General features: G+C 39.2%; 13 protein-coding genes and 1 pseudogene. 8 read left to right on the forward strand and 6 right to left on the reverse strand.

The features are described from left to right. Positions 1 to 27 precede the first annotated feature (27 nt). A complete protein-coding gene (gene pbpC / locus FBD94_RS20895) occupies positions 28 to 2,418 on the forward strand; it encodes a penicillin-binding protein 1C (protein ID WP_136881641.1) in 2,391 nt (796 codons plus the stop codon). Between the two features lie 2 nt (positions 2,419 to 2,420). On the opposite strand, the gene FBD94_RS20900 is transcribed toward pbpC, so the two are convergent. The 3 genes from FBD94_RS20900 to FBD94_RS20910 form a co-directional block, all read right to left on the reverse strand. Further along, the gene (locus tag FBD94_RS20900; RefSeq protein ID WP_136881642.1) at positions 2,421 to 3,110 is read right to left on the reverse strand and encodes a lysoplasmalogenase; all 690 of its coding nucleotides are present in this window, start codon (positions 3,108 to 3,110) and stop codon (positions 2,421 to 2,423) included. A gap of 114 nt (positions 3,111 to 3,224) precedes the next feature. Continuing rightward, entirely contained in the window at positions 3,225 to 3,542 is a 318-nt protein-coding gene (locus FBD94_RS20905; protein ID WP_136881643.1) for an RNA recognition motif domain-containing protein, read from the reverse strand. Positions 3,543 to 3,694: 152 nt separating this feature from the next. Continuing rightward, positions 3,695 to 4,546, reverse strand: coding sequence for a dienelactone hydrolase family protein (locus FBD94_RS20910; protein WP_136881644.1), 852 nt, complete (start codon positions 4,544 to 4,546; stop codon positions 3,695 to 3,697). Positions 4,547 to 4,946: 400 nt separating this feature from the next. On the opposite strand from FBD94_RS20910, the gene spt reads away from it, so the two are divergent. The 3 genes from spt to FBD94_RS20925 all read left to right on the forward strand — a co-directional run bounded on the left by spt (position 4,947) and on the right by FBD94_RS20925 (position 8,330). Continuing rightward, complete coding sequence (gene spt / locus FBD94_RS20915; RefSeq protein WP_131612460.1) at positions 4,947 to 6,152, forward strand: serine palmitoyltransferase; 1,206 nt, start codon at positions 4,947 to 4,949, stop codon at positions 6,150 to 6,152. A 70-nt stretch (positions 6,153 to 6,222) separates the two neighbouring features. Beyond that, the gene (locus FBD94_RS20920; protein ID WP_131612458.1) at positions 6,223 to 7,341 is read left to right on the forward strand and encodes a hypothetical protein; all 1,119 of its coding nucleotides are present in this window, start codon (positions 6,223 to 6,225) and stop codon (positions 7,339 to 7,341) included. Then, the gene (locus FBD94_RS20925; protein ID WP_136881645.1) at positions 7,338 to 8,330 is read left to right on the forward strand and encodes an NAD-dependent epimerase/dehydratase family protein; all 993 of its coding nucleotides are present in this window, start codon (positions 7,338 to 7,340) and stop codon (positions 8,328 to 8,330) included. The genes FBD94_RS20920 and FBD94_RS20925 overlap by 4 nt, the downstream gene beginning before the upstream one ends. 6 nt (positions 8,331 to 8,336) lie before the next feature. On the opposite strand, the gene xseB is transcribed toward FBD94_RS20925, so the two are convergent. From xseB to FBD94_RS20940, 3 genes are read right to left on the reverse strand one after another with little or no spacing between them, the layout of a single operon-like run. Beyond that, the gene (xseB, locus tag FBD94_RS20930; protein WP_131612455.1) at positions 8,337 to 8,546 is read right to left on the reverse strand and encodes an exodeoxyribonuclease VII small subunit; all 210 of its coding nucleotides are present in this window, start codon (positions 8,544 to 8,546) and stop codon (positions 8,337 to 8,339) included. After that, positions 8,521 to 9,915, reverse strand: a complete 1,395-nt coding sequence (gene xseA, locus FBD94_RS20935; protein ID WP_136881646.1) for an exodeoxyribonuclease VII large subunit — start codon at positions 9,913 to 9,915, stop codon at positions 8,521 to 8,523. Before xseA ends, xseB begins: the two co-directional genes overlap by 26 nt. Next, positions 9,890 to 10,909: a S66 peptidase family protein gene (locus FBD94_RS20940; RefSeq protein WP_136881647.1), complete on the reverse strand. Its 1,020-nt coding sequence runs from the start codon at positions 10,907 to 10,909 to the stop codon at positions 9,890 to 9,892. Before FBD94_RS20940 ends, xseA begins: the two co-directional genes overlap by 26 nt. Before the next feature lie 350 nt (positions 10,910 to 11,259). Here FBD94_RS20940 and FBD94_RS20945 point away from each other — a divergent pair, with 350 nt between their 5' ends. From FBD94_RS20945 to FBD94_RS20960, 4 genes and pseudogenes are all read left to right on the forward strand, one after another. Next, complete coding sequence (locus tag FBD94_RS20945) at positions 11,260 to 12,291, forward strand: DUF6807 domain-containing protein (protein ID WP_136881648.1); 1,032 nt, start codon at positions 11,260 to 11,262, stop codon at positions 12,289 to 12,291. Between the two features lie 32 nt (positions 12,292 to 12,323). Beyond that, a complete protein-coding gene (locus FBD94_RS20950) occupies positions 12,324 to 13,682 on the forward strand; it encodes a 3-keto-disaccharide hydrolase (RefSeq protein ID WP_136881649.1) in 1,359 nt (452 codons plus the stop codon). A gap of 13 nt (positions 13,683 to 13,695) precedes the next feature. Further along, the gene (locus FBD94_RS20955; RefSeq protein WP_131612445.1) at positions 13,696 to 15,054 is read left to right on the forward strand and encodes a Gfo/Idh/MocA family protein; all 1,359 of its coding nucleotides are present in this window, start codon (positions 13,696 to 13,698) and stop codon (positions 15,052 to 15,054) included. A 146-nt stretch (positions 15,055 to 15,200) separates the two neighbouring features. Next, positions 15,201 to 15,388: pseudogene (locus FBD94_RS20960) on the forward strand (IS5/IS1182 family transposase); the annotation flags it as partial.

Here is a 15,388-nt window from a genome sequence, read left to right on the forward strand (position 1 = left end):
ACGTCCGCTTCAGGAAAGTAAAAAAGAATGTTTAAGAAATATACTGCAATCCTAATTTCCGACGGCATTTGCCTACTGCTGCTCTTGTGGTTTTGGCTTGCTCTGCCTTCTCAATTGTTTATCAGCCCAACTTCTTATGTAGTTGAAGCATCCAATGGAGAACTATTAAGTGCATCAATAGCTAAAGATGGACAATGGCGTTTTCCTGAAGCAGATACCGTTCCCCAAAAGTTTGCGCAGTGTATTGTTGCTTTTGAAGATAAACGCTTCTATCAGCATCCCGGAGTGGATTTGCTGGCTATGAGTAGAGCCATGAGGCAAAATATGAAGGCTAAGAGCGTAGTCAGTGGTGGCAGTACATTAACTATGCAAGTGATCCGGCTGTCTCGCAGAGAAAGCAGAACTGTGGTGCAAAAACTAATAGAAGTGTTGTTGGCCTTAAGGTTAGAAATCACCCATTCCAAGCAGGATATTCTAAAACTGTATGCCTCAAATGCGCCCTTTGGCAGCAATGTAGTCGGCCTTGAAGCTGCTTCATGGCGTTATTTTGGCCGTAGTCCGGAAACGCTCTCCTGGGGCGAAATGGCTACGCTTGCAGTATTGCCAAATAGCCCATCACTAGTACACCCGGGCAAAAACTCCGTTAAACTGATCAAAAAGCGTAATGACTTGTTGGATAAAATAGCCGGGCTAAAATTTATTGATCAGACTACGGCCAACCTATCCAAACTAGAGCCTATTCCAGGAAAGCCTCAGGCTTTACCTCAGAATGCCCCTCACCTGCTTAATCGCTTTAAAACCGAGCGGCTTGCATTGAAAAACAAGAGTACAAGAGTTACTTCGACATTAAACTATGATTTACAACTGAAGATTAATTCTTTACTTAAAAGGTATAACAACCGCTATCGGGCTAACGATATCAATAATATTTCGGCTTTGGTATTAGATGTAAAGCATGGCACCGTAGCGAGTTATGTAGGTAATATTTATCAGCCTGAAAATAAAGAACTGGAAAGTCATGTAGACATGATCAGGGCGCCACGTAGTCCAGGAAGCACATTAAAGCCGCTGCTGTATGCGAGCATGATGAATGACGGATTTATATTACCGCGGACACTGATACCTGATATTCCAACGCAGATAGGTGGCTATTCTCCACAGAACTACGATTTAGGTTATGATGGGGCTATTCCTGCTGATAAAGCATTGAGTCGTTCCTTAAATATCCCTTCAGTTAAAATGCTGCAAAACTATAAGTATCAGCGATTTTATGACCAGTTAAAAAAGCTCGGCTTCAGTACGCTTAATCAGCCTGCAGATCATTATGGTCTGTCGCTTATTCTTGGTGGTAGTGAGGTCACGATGTGGGATCTGGCAAAGACCTATATGGGCATGGCCCGAACTTTAAACCATTTTAATGATTACAAAGGCAGGTATAATCCCCGTGACTATGATGCACCTGGTTATATTAAAGGTAAGAATGCAGCGCGTAAAGCGTATTTTGAAGCTTATGAGACGCAAGTAACTTCGGTGTTGGATCATGGTTCAATATGGAATACCTTTAATGCAATGGAAGAGCTAATGCGTCCAGGTGAAGAAGGTTTATGGGAACAGTTCTCTTCTTCTCAAAGGTTAGCATGGAAAACAGGAACTAGCTTTGGTTTTAGAGACGCATGGGCAATAGGGCTAAATCCAGATTATGTGGTTTGTGTTTGGGTGGGAAATGCTGATGGTGAAGGCAGGCCTGGATTGACAGGTATTGATGTAGCTGCGCCGGTGTTGTTTGATATTTTTAAGCTGCTACCTAATGCGAATTGGTTTACCCCCCCTAAGACTAAGCTTAAGAAAATGCGGGTTTGCCGCCAAAGTGGTTATAAGGCTGGTGAATATTGTAAGGATGTAATTGAAGAGCTTGTATCACCTGCTGGTGAAAAAACGGTGCTCTGTCCTTATCATAAATTGATTCATTTAGATAAAACGGGTACTTTCCGTGTTACGGATGCATGTGAATCTCCTGCAGATATGTTACATGTATCATGGTTTGTATTGCCACCCGCCATGGAATATTATTATAAGATCAAAAACAGCGAATATAAATTGCTTCCACCTTTTAAGCCTGGTTGCGGTGATGTTGGGACCAACTACGTTATGGATATGATTTATCCAAAGGACTATGCCAGCATTTATGTGCCGGTAGAGTTTGACGGTAGTCGTGGAAAGGTGGTTTTAAATGCTACGCATCGCAATTCGGATGCTAGGATATACTGGCATATTGATGGTGAATATATTGCTACTACCAAAAATTATCATCAGCTGGCTGTAAGTCCAAGCCCGGGAAAGCACACGCTTACACTTGTAGATAACCAAGGTGAAAGGCTGGTACAAACCTTTACAATTTTAGACAAGGAAAAGAAATAAGATTAGTTGGTCTGAATCAGTTTTCGTTCTACAGCACCAATGGTAATCAGGTACTGAGCAATCATGTAGGTTGCCATAATCCAGGCATCTGCATGATCAATAGGCTGTACAAATTTGTTGTAAGCCAGGATGGAATCAGATAAAAGGAAAACTAATGCACCAAAAAAGATCAGTTTAAAGCTAGAGCTGTTCACTCGGAGGTTGCGGAAACAGGCCATCATCATCATCATACTGATCACAAAAACATAAATCATTACTGGGAGTTTCATGATCCCTAGATGTGGCCGTAAATAGAAATAATAGCCAATGGCAGCTATTGCACAAAGTAAAATAGCAATCCTTGCTCCCTTTTTGTCTAATTCGGGTGCTGATTTAAAATCAAGGTAAAATGCGCTGATGTAAAAGATATGGCCAAGCAGAAATGCAGCAAGACCAAATAGGAAATAGGATTCGCCTTTCGCTGTGTACATTAGTAATACATCGCCAGCAAGAGCGAAGATCAATCCTGTAAATAAGCGTTTATGGAAACGGCCTTTTAATCCCGTACTCACATATAGCATGATGAGCAGGGATAGCACAATGCATGGTTTTATAAAATAAGCTAGATTACCGCTGCTATTACCACTAAAGGTCAGTTGCAGGATAAAGATCAGTCCAAATATGATATTAAACGTAGCGTATTTCTTCAGCATTTGTCCTTTTTAAATTAAGCCAGACGACATCTATACTAAAAAGCAGCAGTTTCGACATAAGTCATAACTGCTGCCCTATATAGATTGATACTAGAATCTGTAGAAAGAAAAAGCTTAGTAGCTTTTTTCTGTACGGTTGCTACGTCTAAAGCCACCACCACCACCACCACCTGCGCCACCGCCTGTGTTTGGTTTTTCTTGCGCTTCAGCAACTTTAATACGGTTACCATTGTAATCACCACCGTTCATACGTTTGATCGCTTCTTTTGCCTCTTCTTCAACAGGCATTTCCACAAAACCAAAACCACGACTTTGACCAGTCTCACGATCTTTGATTATCCTAAGTGATTTTACTTGACCGAAATCACCAAATACGGCTGTTAATTCATCTTCCCCTACTTCTAAAGGAAGGCCTGTAATAAATATCTTCATTAATGTTTAAAAATTTGTACAAAAGTAAGCATTTTTTTGCTTAAAATTCATGTTTAGTGTCAGTTATAAGTATAATTATCTGACAAACGTATAAACGTGTGCTAGTTAAAATTGTTTTGTAAATCTGATTTTAGCGAAGATTTTTATTTACATCAGCTAAGTTTAGCCTTAAACAGTGAAATGGTTCTTTGCCATGCCAGCGTAGCTGCCGCCTCGTTATACCGGGTTGGCGAGGTGTCATTATTAAAAGCATGATTTACGCCATCATATATAAACAACTTATAATCAACATGATCTTTCTTTAATGCAGCTTCGTATGCTGGGATCCCGGCATTAATTCGTTCATCTAGCCCTGCATAGTGTAGCATAATGCTTACCTTTATTTTTGCCACATCCTCAGTTTTGGGCTGTGCGCCATAATAAGCGACAGCAGCGAGTAATTTTGGATCTGCAACAGCTAATTTATTAGACATTCCTCCACCCCAACAAAAACCGACACAGCCCGTTTTTCCATTTCCATCTTTCCTATTGCGCAAATATTCTAGTCCCAATAGATAATTCTGAAGGTTTTTCTCTGGGTCAAGTTTACCAATCAGGTCACGTGCTTTGTCTTCATCAGCGGGTGTTCCACCAAAAGGCGAAAGTGCGTCTACCCCTATGGCGAGGAATCCTTCGGCGGCTACCCGCTTGGTAACATCAATGGTATGTGGATTTAACCCTCTGTTCTCATGGATAACTAGTACACAACCCAATTTTTGCTTATCCTTAGGCTTTGCCAGAAAAGCTTTCATCTCTCCATCGGCTCCTTTATAGGTAATATTTTCTGTATGTAGATTGTCATCATTAATGGTCGCCGCTGCCGCATAATTGTTCTCCAGCAGTGGTAAAACAGATAAAGCCAGGGCTGTACTCCCGGTAAGGATGGCTAATTTTTTCATAAAATCCTTTCTGCTGATGCCGCTATGTGTGTACTCATCGTACAGCGTAATAATTTTTTGATCCATAAGACTTGATTTTTAATGTAAAAAAGAAAACAATATAAAGTTAATTTGGTTGTCGATAATTGCACATTCCTGCATTTATTAAAAATAGTTGACCCCACTTTGTCTGATTTTTGCAAAAGAGTTCTTATTTTTGACAGGTTATTATAGATCGAATTTGAATAAATTATAAGAAAATTGTAAATTTTATATTAAAAAGTAATATATTCAAACTTGGTTCACTTCAAGTTTTGTTTTCTGTGTTTATGATCTTAGCTTTGGGGACTTTTACGAATTGACAAAATTGTTAATTTAGTCAGTAAAAAAAATGATGCGGTTTTACTAAAGACAGAACAAGTAATGCCTCATATGAAAATATAATATCAACTAAAGAGTTCTGTGATCTAAACATACAAGTACCAGCATGCGTAAAAAATTACACGATAGGATAGCAGCTTTTAAAGACGCTACGGCAATTAAGGAAAAAGGTTTATACCCTTATTTCCGTGCAATTGAATCAGCCCAGGACACAGAAGTCGTAATAGACGGGAAGAAGGTGCTGATGTTTGGCTCTAACTCCTATCTGGGTTTAACTAATCACCCTAAGATTAAGGAAGCTTCCAAAGCTGCCATCGATAAATACGGGACAGGCTGTGCTGGTTCAAGATTTTTAAATGGAACATTGGATATACATATTGAGCTTGAAAAAAGGCTTGCTGCATATGTAGGTAAGGAAGCTGCTGTGTTATTCAGCACAGGTTTTCAGGTTAACTTAGGTGTTATCTCTTGTTTGTTAGACAGGAATGACTACTTAATACTCGACGAATACGATCATGCTTCTATTATAGATGGCAGTCGTTTGTCTTTCTCAAGATCTATTAAATATGCCCACAATGATATGGATGACTTGCGCAAGAAATTGAGCAGGTTACCTGAAGATGCTGCGAAGCTGATTGTAGCGGATGGTATTTTCAGTATGGAAGGTGATTTGGTAAACTTACCAGAGATTGTGAAAATCGCTAAAGAATTTGGTGCCAACATTATGATGGATGATGCTCATAGTTTGGGTGTGATTGGTTTTAATGGTTCTGGTACAGCTTCTCATTTCGGTTTAACAGATGATGTTGACTTGATCATGGGTACTTTCAGTAAGTCACTTGCTTCGTTAGGTGGATTTATTGCAGGTACAGAAGAAACGATTGAATATGTAAAACACAGAGCACGATCTTTAATGTTCAGTGCAAGTATGCCTCCTGCTGCTGTAGCGAGTGTAATTGCTGCGCTAGATATTATTGAATCTGAGCCTGAGCGTATTGATAAATTGTGGGCAAACACAAATTACGCTAAGAAATTGCTTGTTGAAGCTGGATTTGATATCGGACATACCGATAGCCCTATTATCCCGGTTTACATCAGAGATAACGATAAAACCTTTATGGTTACCAATATTCTAAGTAACAATGGAATTTTTGTAAACCCGGTAGTGTCACCTGCTGTTCCATCTGATTCATCGCTAATTAGATTCTCTCTAATGGCAACACATACTTTCGAGCAAATTGAAGAAGCCGTTGAAAAGCTATCTGCTGCCGCAAAAGAAGTCCAGGTAAAATCATTCCAGGAAACAATATAAAACATCCTATCAAAGGCTTAATTGTAACAGATTAAGCCTTTGACTTTTTAAAACCAAACCACATAAACTAATGAAGAATATTGTTGCCGTTAGCACCAAGAAACAATTAGCAACATTTATAGATTTTCCGCACGACTTATACAAGGGAGATCCCAATTATGTACCTGAGTTATTCATAGCCCAACGAGATCTTTTAACTACCCACCCTTTTCATAAACACTCTTCACTGCAGTGTTTTTTGCTTTATGATGGGGAACAGGTGATTGGTCGAATTGCAGCTATATTAAACAATAACTATAATAAACTGAACAACACCAGTGATGGCTTTTTTGGTTTTTTTGATTGTATAAACGATCAGGAAGCCGCTAATTTATTATTGGATACAGCTCAGCAATGGGTAAAAGATAAAAGCGTAACAGGCAAGATCCTTGGTCCAGTTAACTTCTCTACGAATGAATCTTGTGGTTTATTGATTGAAGGTTTTGATTCCCCGCCAGTTGTAATGATGCCTTACAATGCTCCTTACTACGCACCTTTACTGGAACAGTGGGGCTTGCAAAAGAACGTAGATTTAATTGCCTGGAAATTTAATGGCGACAACTACGATGACCGTTCGGTGAAATTGATGGACAGCCTTGAAGAACGTTTAAAGCGAAGTAATGTCACCATCAGAAAAATCAACATGAAGAATTTTAAACAGGAAGCAGCTAGCCTGCGCGAAGTTTATAATAAAGCATGGGATAAGAATTTAGGTTTTGTGCCATTAAATGATGAAGAGTTTGATTACCAGGCTAAAGATTTAAAATTGGTTCTTGATCCTGATTTTTGTTTTGTGGCCGAACAGGATGGTAAATTGGTTGGTTTTGGCGCTGCTATTCCTGATATGAACCAGATTCAGATCAATATTAAAAAAGGTCGGTTACTGCCTACAGGAATTTTCAAATTGCTATTTGGAAAGAAGAATGTTACTGGTATCAGGATATTACTTTTAGGTGTGGTTGATGGCTATCGTAAAATGGGTATTGAAGCCTGTTTATATGGTAATATTATTAAGTCTTATCGTGCAAAGAACTTTAAATATGCCGAAGCAGGATGGACATTGGAACATAATGATTTGGTAAATAACGCGATTAAGGCGATAAAAGGTGATCCTTATAAAAAATATAGGATCTATGAGAAAGCAGTATGAGTAAAAAAAGGGTATTAATTACCGGTGCGAGTGGTTTTGTGGGTTATCATTTGATTGAAGAAGCTTTAAAAGCAGATCTTGAAGTATATGCGGCCATCAGGCCAAGTAGCGACCGGTCACATTTAAAAGGTTTTAATGTACAGTATGTTAATCTTGATTACAGTACCGTTGATCATTTAAAGCGGGAACTGGAGGATAAGCAATATCATTATATCATCCATGCTGCTGGTATTACCAAAGCAAAAACCAAGGCGGAATACGATCTTGTTAATGCAACCTATACCCGTAATCTAGCTACTGCTGCACTAGAGGCGAATATCAATTTAGAGAAATTTGTTTTTCTAAGCAGTTTAGCCGCCTTAGGTCCCCTACCTGATTTATCGGCTGAAATTCAAGATAGTAACACACCTCAGCCGGTAACAAATTACGGCGCCAGTAAAATGTTGGCCGAACAGTATCTGGCTGAATTTACAACACTTCCATTATTAACTATACGTCCCACGGCCGTTTACGGCCCTAGAGAAAAGGATCTGTTCATTTTGTTTAACAGCATTAACAAAGGACTTGAACCGCATATTGGCAGCTTTAAACAGCAACTCAGCTTTGTATATGTTAAAGATCTGGTTAATGTAATAGTAAAGGCTCTGACTGCTACAGCTGTTCATCAGCATTACAATATCTCCGACGGTGAGATATACGACCGTTATGCCTTGGCTAATTTTACAAAAAAGGCATTGAACAAGAAAACCTTTAAGTTTCACCTTCCTGTACCATTGGTAGGCTTGCTTGCGGCCATTATGGACTTTATATATGCAGGGAGTAAAAAGACGCCTGCCTTAAATAAAGAAAAGATGGCTGAGCTTACAGCTATTAATTGGGCATGCAGCATTAAAGGTGCTCAAACAGATTTAGGCTATACTCCAGAATATAACTTGGAGAAAGGTATAATGCAGACCATTAAATGGTATAAATTAAATAATTGGCTATAATTGCCTTTAAGCAGGTGGGTTCTCCATCTGCTTAATAATTTTGTTCACTTCAGTTTCTGTCGCACGGAGTTTGGTCTGGCAAAATTCAATCAAATCTGATGCACGTTTCACCTTTTCTGCTAAAACATCTACCGATACTGCTTCTGTTTCTATTTCCTGAGCTATTTCTGTAAGCTCTTTGTAAGCGCTTTCATAGGTTAAATTCGTCGTTTCCATCTAAAGTTGATTTGGAGTTTACTGTTGTTTTAATTTCTGCCGAAGCCAATCTGACGGTAAGTGCTGTTCCCGGTTCAATATGATCGGCATTGCTTACAATCTGGCCATTTACCTTAAGGATGGCGAAGCCCTTATTTAATATGTTTTGTGGACTCATTAACCTAACCAACGATTGAAAATGGCCAATATATCCGCTTTTATTAGCAAAATACATCCTGTTGTAAGCTTTTAGATTACAGATCACATTACTCAGGTCTTTTTGCTTGTTGGAAATCATGATCTTAGGATTGGTCAATACCAACCGCGATAAGTTAAGGATATTCCTATGCTGCTCGTGCAACAGGTTACGGGTAGTGCTGATTGTGATCTGATTGATGTGCGTTAGCCTATCCTTATGATAATTGATCAGCTGATAAGTTTTGATCAGCACTATTTTTTGCAAACTAACCAGCGCTTCTTCAAATGCACGGTTGTGCGCAATGATCAATTCTGCAGCTTTTGTTGGTGTTTTCGTAGACGTATGTGCCATTAAATCGGCAATGGTTTCGTTCTTTTGGTGCCCTATTCCTGTGATGACAGGTATTGGGAATTTAGCAATCGCCCTGCTCAAATCATAATTATCAAAAATAAGAAAGTCCATCTGTGCGCCACCTCCCCTGATAATCACTAGCGCATCATAAGGTTTCCCGGATTGAAATACTTCTACAATTTTAGCCAGAAAAGGCTTTGCATTAGTTTCACCCTGCATTAAAGTAAAATAATCATCAATTTGAAAGCGATAACCAAAGGAGTTATTGTCCAGCGTATGCTTAAAATCCTGATAACCGGCTGAAGTAGCTGATGAGATGACCGCAATATGCTGCAAAACTTTATTTAAAGCTAAACTATTGTTTCGGGTAACATAGTGATCACCCGATTTCTGTATAAAATCAGGATTTTCCTTGAGTAGCCTTTCCAGCGTTTCTTTTCTTTGCTGCTCAAACAGGCCCAAAGTAAAATTGGTATCTATGTCAACAAGGTTTAACTGTAGTCCGAATGCCGGATTGTACTGTACAGAAACCTGAATGAGTACATTGATGTCGTTTTTAAACTTTTGACCTGTGGCCTGTTCAAAATTGGAAATGTTTACAGAAGCATTTCCCCAGGCTCTGCCCGCTATCTTGGTCAGGATTTTCGCCGAAGTTTTATCTTTTTCTACGAGTTCAAAATAGTGATAATTGCTTTGCTCTTTATAGGTATGGCTGGTTACATCTGCAATTACCCAGAAAGTCCGGTTACCAAATACCCCATCAATTGTCTGCCGGATCTGATTTGTCAGTTCCGAAAGCCTTATGGCAGCAGGGTTAGATTGATACGAGTGAACTTCCATTTGCATCTACATTGAGTATGTGTTTTGTGCCACATTTAAGTGCAAAGTTATTCTTTTGGTGGCCTACAGGGAAATCAAAACACACTGGATAATCATATTCCTTAATTTTTTCTGTAATCACCTCATATACAGTTCTGCCAAATTCTTCACCTGGATCATCTGGTTTTACTTTAAAGCCGCCAATGACGAGTCCTTTTAACTTTGCCAGTTTTCCACTGCGTTTCAGGTTCCAAAACATTCTGTCAATACTGTACAAGTACTCACCTGTATCTTCTACAAAAAGGATCTTTCCATCGGTATTGATATCCGATACTGTTCCAGCAAGAGTTTCTATAATACTAAGGTTGCCACCAATCAGGGGAGCCTCTACCCTGCCCATTCTATTGTAACTTTGGGCTACTGCCTTATATTTAATCGCTTGCCCACTTAATACTTGCCTAATTGAAAGTATGGTTTCTATTTGTATCGGCTCAGCCAATAACCAATCCTTAGGAAAGCTATTACACATTTTAGAGTGGATTGAGGCTATATTTAGCTGACTACTTAAGTGACAATGCAATACAGTAATGTCGCTAAAGCCAATGATCCATTTTGGTTTAGCCTTAAACCTATCGAAATTAAGCATATCAATGATTCGTATCACGCCATAACCACCTCGGGCACACATAATGGCCTTGATATTGGGATCGTCTAGCATTTGCTGAAGGTCTTGAACGCGCTCCGCATCAGTTCCACCCATACAGTAATCTCTTTTACCAATAGTACTACCAATCTGTATTTTAAAGCCCCAACTTTCCATCAACTGTATGGCTGGCTGTATCTCGTCCATGGTCATGTAGCCTGCCGGAGTCGTCACTCCAATGGTATCACCGGGCCGTAAATACGGTGGTATCACAGCGTCTTTACTTGATATGGCAGGATTACTCCATGCTTTTAAAGTGCTCATTGTTGAGCCAGCGATTGCGAGGGAAGAAAGAAAATGTTTGCGGTTCATTGTCTTTGTTTTAGGACTAACAATGATAAGGCTTATTGCCGATAATTTTTAAAAATTTACTCAATCGTTTTCGTAATTTTTTGGGTATAGAGGGCAATTAAAGAGTTGATTATATTTTAAGAAAGGTATATTTAGCTAAAACTTAACCAATAAATGATAGTGTTTCATTGTTTAAATCGATCGTCATCCTGAATTCATTTCAGGATCTCGGAAGAGAAAAACCGAATAGCCTGTGCGAGATCCTGAAATGAATTCAGGATGACGATGCGTATAAAGAATAGCATGATCTGGATTAATGATTCAGCTTGAACGGTCTTACAAGAAACAACTAATTTTAAAACCAAATGTAAATGAACAAATACCTGATCCTTGGCTGCTGCTTTGCGAGTTTGCAGCTAACCGCCCAAACCAAAAAAGTAAGCTTTCTTGAAAATGCAAAACAGCAAAAGGTTGATGTTTTGATTGATGGTAAGCCTTTTACAAGCTTCCTCTATCCTGATAATCTGGAAAAACCAATTTTATATCCTTTACAAACAGCCAGCGGCCTGACAGTAACCAGAGGCTTTCCTTTGAATAAACGTGGCAACGAACGTACGGATCACCCCCATCATGTGGGCTTATGGTTCAATTATGAGAGTGTAAATGGACTTGATTTCTGGAACAATTCCTACAACATTCCTGCTGCTAAGAAATCATCCTACGGATGGATTAGGAATGTGAAAGTTGCGGCTGTTAAGGATGGCAAGACTAAGGGTAGTTTAAACTATACCGCAAACTGGGAAAGACAGGATAAAAGGGTGCTGCTAAAAGAGGCAACTACCTTTGTGTTTAGTGGTAATGATGATACAAGAACTATTGATAGGGTAACTACGCTCACTGCACAAAAGGATACTGTTTACTTTAAAGATGTTAAGGATGGAATGTTGGGTATTAGGGTGACTAAAGAATTGGAATTACCATCTGATAAGGAAGAATCTTACACTGATAATAAAGGTATCGTAACCAAAATCGCACCTACTAAAAATGGAGCCAATGGCGATTACCTGACGAGTGAAGGTAAAAAAGGTAATGATGCCTGGGGAACACGTGGGAATTGGTGTGTATTGTTTGGGGTAAAGGAAACTCAACCGGTTTCTATCGCGGTTGTTGATCATCCTAAAAACCCAGGCTACCCTACTTACTGGCACGCCAGAGATTATGGTTTGTTTGCTGCCAACCCGCTTGGTCAAGCTATTTTTAGCAATGGCAAAGAACATATGAACCTGACCTTGAAACCTGGTGAATCGGTTACTTTCCGTTATCGTATCATCATCGGATCAGCCAAAAAGCAAACTGCAGAACTACTAAACAAACAAGCGCTTGATTTTGGAAAACAAATTTGACCTATAAAATATAAAACCAATAATTAACACAAATGAAGACTAGATTACTAATTTTAACAGGCTTGATGCTGGGGACGTCCCTAACGTCCTTACATGCACAAAGCGGCAAATGGCAAAACCTATTTAACGGAAAAGATTTAACGGGCTGGAAGCAGCTGAATGGGAACGCAAAATATGTGGTTGTAAATGGAGAAATTGTAGGAACTACAGTTAAGGATACACCTAACTCCTTTTTAACTACAGAAAAAAACTATGGTGACTTTATTTTTGAGGTTGAATTACTAGTAGATAATTCAATGAATTCTGGGATTCAGTTTAGAAGTTTGAGTAAGCCAGATTACAACAATGGAAGGGTTCATGGTTATCAAATGGAAGTTGATCCTTCGGACAGAGCTTATAGTGGTGGTATATATGATGAGGCTCGTCGTGGATGGTTATACCCTACCGACATTAATCCTAAGGCGAAAACTGCCTTTAAAAAAGGAGAATGGAATAAATACAGAATTGAATGCATTGGCAATTCAATCAGAACCTGGGTAAACGGAATCGCTACAGCCAATTTGGTTGACGATCTAACGCCTTCTGGTTTTATCGCTTTGCAGGTACATGCTATCGGTAAAAATGATGAACCTGGTAAGCAGATCAGATGGAGAAATATCCGTATTCAAACTGAAGGATTGAAACCTACAAAAACGGATAACATTTTCGTAGTGAATACAATTCCGAATAACTTATCTGCTGCAGAAAAGGCAAACGGTTATAGCCTTTTATGGGATGGAAAAACCACTAATGGATGGAAAGGCGCTTATAAAAAAGGATTTCCAGAAAAAGGTTGGGAGATAAAAGATGGCTTACTGAGTGTTGTTAAGTCTAACGGAGCTGAATCAACCAATGGTGGTGACATCGTTACAGAAAAGCAGTATGGTGCTTTTGCATTGAAGTTTGATTTTAAATTGACTGAAGGTGCCAATAGTGGGATTAAATACTTCGTAACCCTTACTGAAGGCAATAAAGGCTCTGCTATAGGTCCTGAATATCAAATCCTTGATGATGTAAGACATCCAGATGCAAAGTTGGGTAAGAACGGTAACCGTACTTTGGGTTCATTGTACGACCTGATAACGAGCAAAAAGATACCTAACTCGCAAAGAAAGATTGGTGAATGGAATAAAGGTGTAGTTATAGTCTATCCAAATAACAAGATAGAATATTATTTAAATGGCTTTAAAATCCTTGAATATGTTAGAGGATCGGCCGAATTTAACGCCTTGGTTGCGGAGAGTAAATATAAAAACTGGAAAGATTTTGGGATGGCACCTAAGGGACATATCCTGATTCAAGACCATGGTGATAACGTTTCCTTTAGAAGTATTAAATTAAAAGAACTTTAAAATTTTAGCAACAATGTTAGATTCAAGAAGAAAATTTATTAAACAATCTGCTATTGCAGCAGCAGGAACCTATTTAGGAACCATGGGCATAAGTGCAAAGAGCTATGGTAATATCATAGGTGCAAATGATCGCGTAAGAGTTGGTGTAGTTGGCTTTTCGGATCGTTTTAAAGACTCACTTTTGCCTTCATTTTTAAATCACCAGAAAGAATTAAATTTTGATATCGTAGCGGTATCTGATCTTTGGAACTACCGCAGGGGTTTAGGTGTGGAGACTTTAAAATCTAAATTCGGTCATGATATTACCGGTTGTCGTAATAATGATGAGCTATATGGGTTAAAAGATATTGACGCTGTGATTGTAAGTACCGCGGATTTTCAACATGCCACTCATGCTGCGGAGGCTGTGAACAATAAATGCGATGTATATTGTGAAAAGCCATTTGCAGAAACAATGGAAGATGCGCGTATGGCTTTGAAAGCTGTTAAAGCGTCTAAACAAATTGTTCAAATTGGTTCGCAGCGTAGGAGCGGTAACAATTACCATGCAGCTAATAAATTCATTAAAGATGGTAAGTTCGGAGATATCACAATGGTTGAACTGAGCTGGAATGTAAATCAACCAGGCCGCTGGCGCAGACCTGATCTGGTAGCAAAATTGAAACAAGAGGATACAGATTGGAAACGTTTTTTAATCAACCGCCCTTTTGAAGCATGGGATCCAAGAAAATATCTAGAGTACCGCTTGTTTTGGCCATACTCATCAGGGATGCCTGGACAGTGGATGTCGCACCAAATTGATACTGTACACTGGTTTACAGATTTAAAACATCCAAGAAGTGTGGTAGCCAATGGTGGAATTTACCAATGGAGAGATGGTCGTAGAAACTGGGATACTACCACTGCCGTATTTGATTATGGCAAGCCGAACGATCCTAATAATGGTTTTCAGGTAGTTTTTACTTCTAGAATGCATAATGGTGATGAGCGTCCAGCAGAAATCTATTATTCAAATGGTGGAGAATTAAATCTGAATACCAATACCGTTTCTCCTGTTGGTGGTTTAAATGCCAAAGCGGCTTCAGCAATGAAGATGCAACCGAATTTACTGCCTGAGCTAAAACTTACTGAGACGGTAGAGCAGGTTGCTGCCTCGGCCAATACTGGTGGGGATAAATTGACCTCTGCACACATGCGCAACTGGATGGAGTGCATTAGAAGTCGTAAGCAAACAAATGCACCTGTTGAAGCAGGTTATTATCATTCAATAGCGACCATTATGACGAATGCTGCTGCAAGAACTGGACAGAAAGCCACGTTTGATGAAGCAACACAGGAAGTAATGGTGGGTGGAAAGCCATTTAAGTATTAAAAATTACTTCTCATAAAAAAAGGGCGTTTGAATGATCGAGGGCACTGAAAAAGTCCTTTTAAATATTTGGAGTCCAAAAAGAGCAGAAGAACTATGGTTATCTGCTCTTTTTTTGTACCTTAAAAGTAGGTTTTAAAAGGTGCCCAATGTTAGCTCATCAACAAAAGATTCAATTCAGTGCCTACTCAGGATTGTATGATTTGATCATTCCCAAAGACAATTTACTTCGAAAGATCAACGATCTAATAGACTTCAGTTTCATTTATGATGAACTGCTCGAGAAGTACTGCCACACCAATGGACGTACTGCGGAGAGTCCCATCCGTATGTTTAA

The sequence above is a fragment of the Pedobacter hiemivivus genome, assembly GCF_005144565.1.
GTDB classification, from domain to species: domain Bacteria; phylum Bacteroidota; class Bacteroidia; order Sphingobacteriales; family Sphingobacteriaceae; genus Pedobacter; species Pedobacter hiemivivus.

Bases quoted from the DNA above. Each gene is read 5' to 3' on its own strand.
- pbpC (WP_136881641.1), top strand. From the start codon at position 28: ATGTTTAAGAAATATACTGCAATCCTAATTTCCGACGGCATTTGCCTA.
- FBD94_RS20900 (WP_136881642.1), bottom strand. From the start codon at position 3,110: ATGCTGAAGAAATACGCTACGTTTAATATCATATTTGGACTGATCTTT.
- FBD94_RS20905 (WP_136881643.1), bottom strand. From the start codon at position 3,542: ATGAAGATATTTATTACAGGCCTTCCTTTAGAAGTAGGGGAAGATGAA.
- FBD94_RS20910 (WP_136881644.1), bottom strand. From the start codon at position 4,546: ATGGATCAAAAAATTATTACGCTGTACGATGAGTACACACATAGCGGC.
- spt (WP_131612460.1), top strand. From the start codon at position 4,947: ATGCGTAAAAAATTACACGATAGGATAGCAGCTTTTAAAGACGCTACG.
- FBD94_RS20920 (WP_131612458.1), top strand. From the start codon at position 6,223: ATGAAGAATATTGTTGCCGTTAGCACCAAGAAACAATTAGCAACATTT.
- FBD94_RS20925 (WP_136881645.1), top strand. From the start codon at position 7,338: ATGAGTAAAAAAAGGGTATTAATTACCGGTGCGAGTGGTTTTGTGGGT.
- xseB (WP_131612455.1), bottom strand. From the start codon at position 8,546: ATGGAAACGACGAATTTAACCTATGAAAGCGCTTACAAAGAGCTTACA.
- xseA (WP_136881646.1), bottom strand. From the start codon at position 9,915: ATGGAAGTTCACTCGTATCAATCTAACCCTGCTGCCATAAGGCTTTCG.
- FBD94_RS20940 (WP_136881647.1), bottom strand. From the start codon at position 10,909: ATGAACCGCAAACATTTTCTTTCTTCCCTCGCAATCGCTGGCTCAACA.
- FBD94_RS20945 (WP_136881648.1), top strand. From the start codon at position 11,260: ATGAACAAATACCTGATCCTTGGCTGCTGCTTTGCGAGTTTGCAGCTA.
- FBD94_RS20950 (WP_136881649.1), top strand. From the start codon at position 12,324: ATGAAGACTAGATTACTAATTTTAACAGGCTTGATGCTGGGGACGTCC.
- FBD94_RS20955 (WP_131612445.1), top strand. From the start codon at position 13,696: ATGTTAGATTCAAGAAGAAAATTTATTAAACAATCTGCTATTGCAGCA.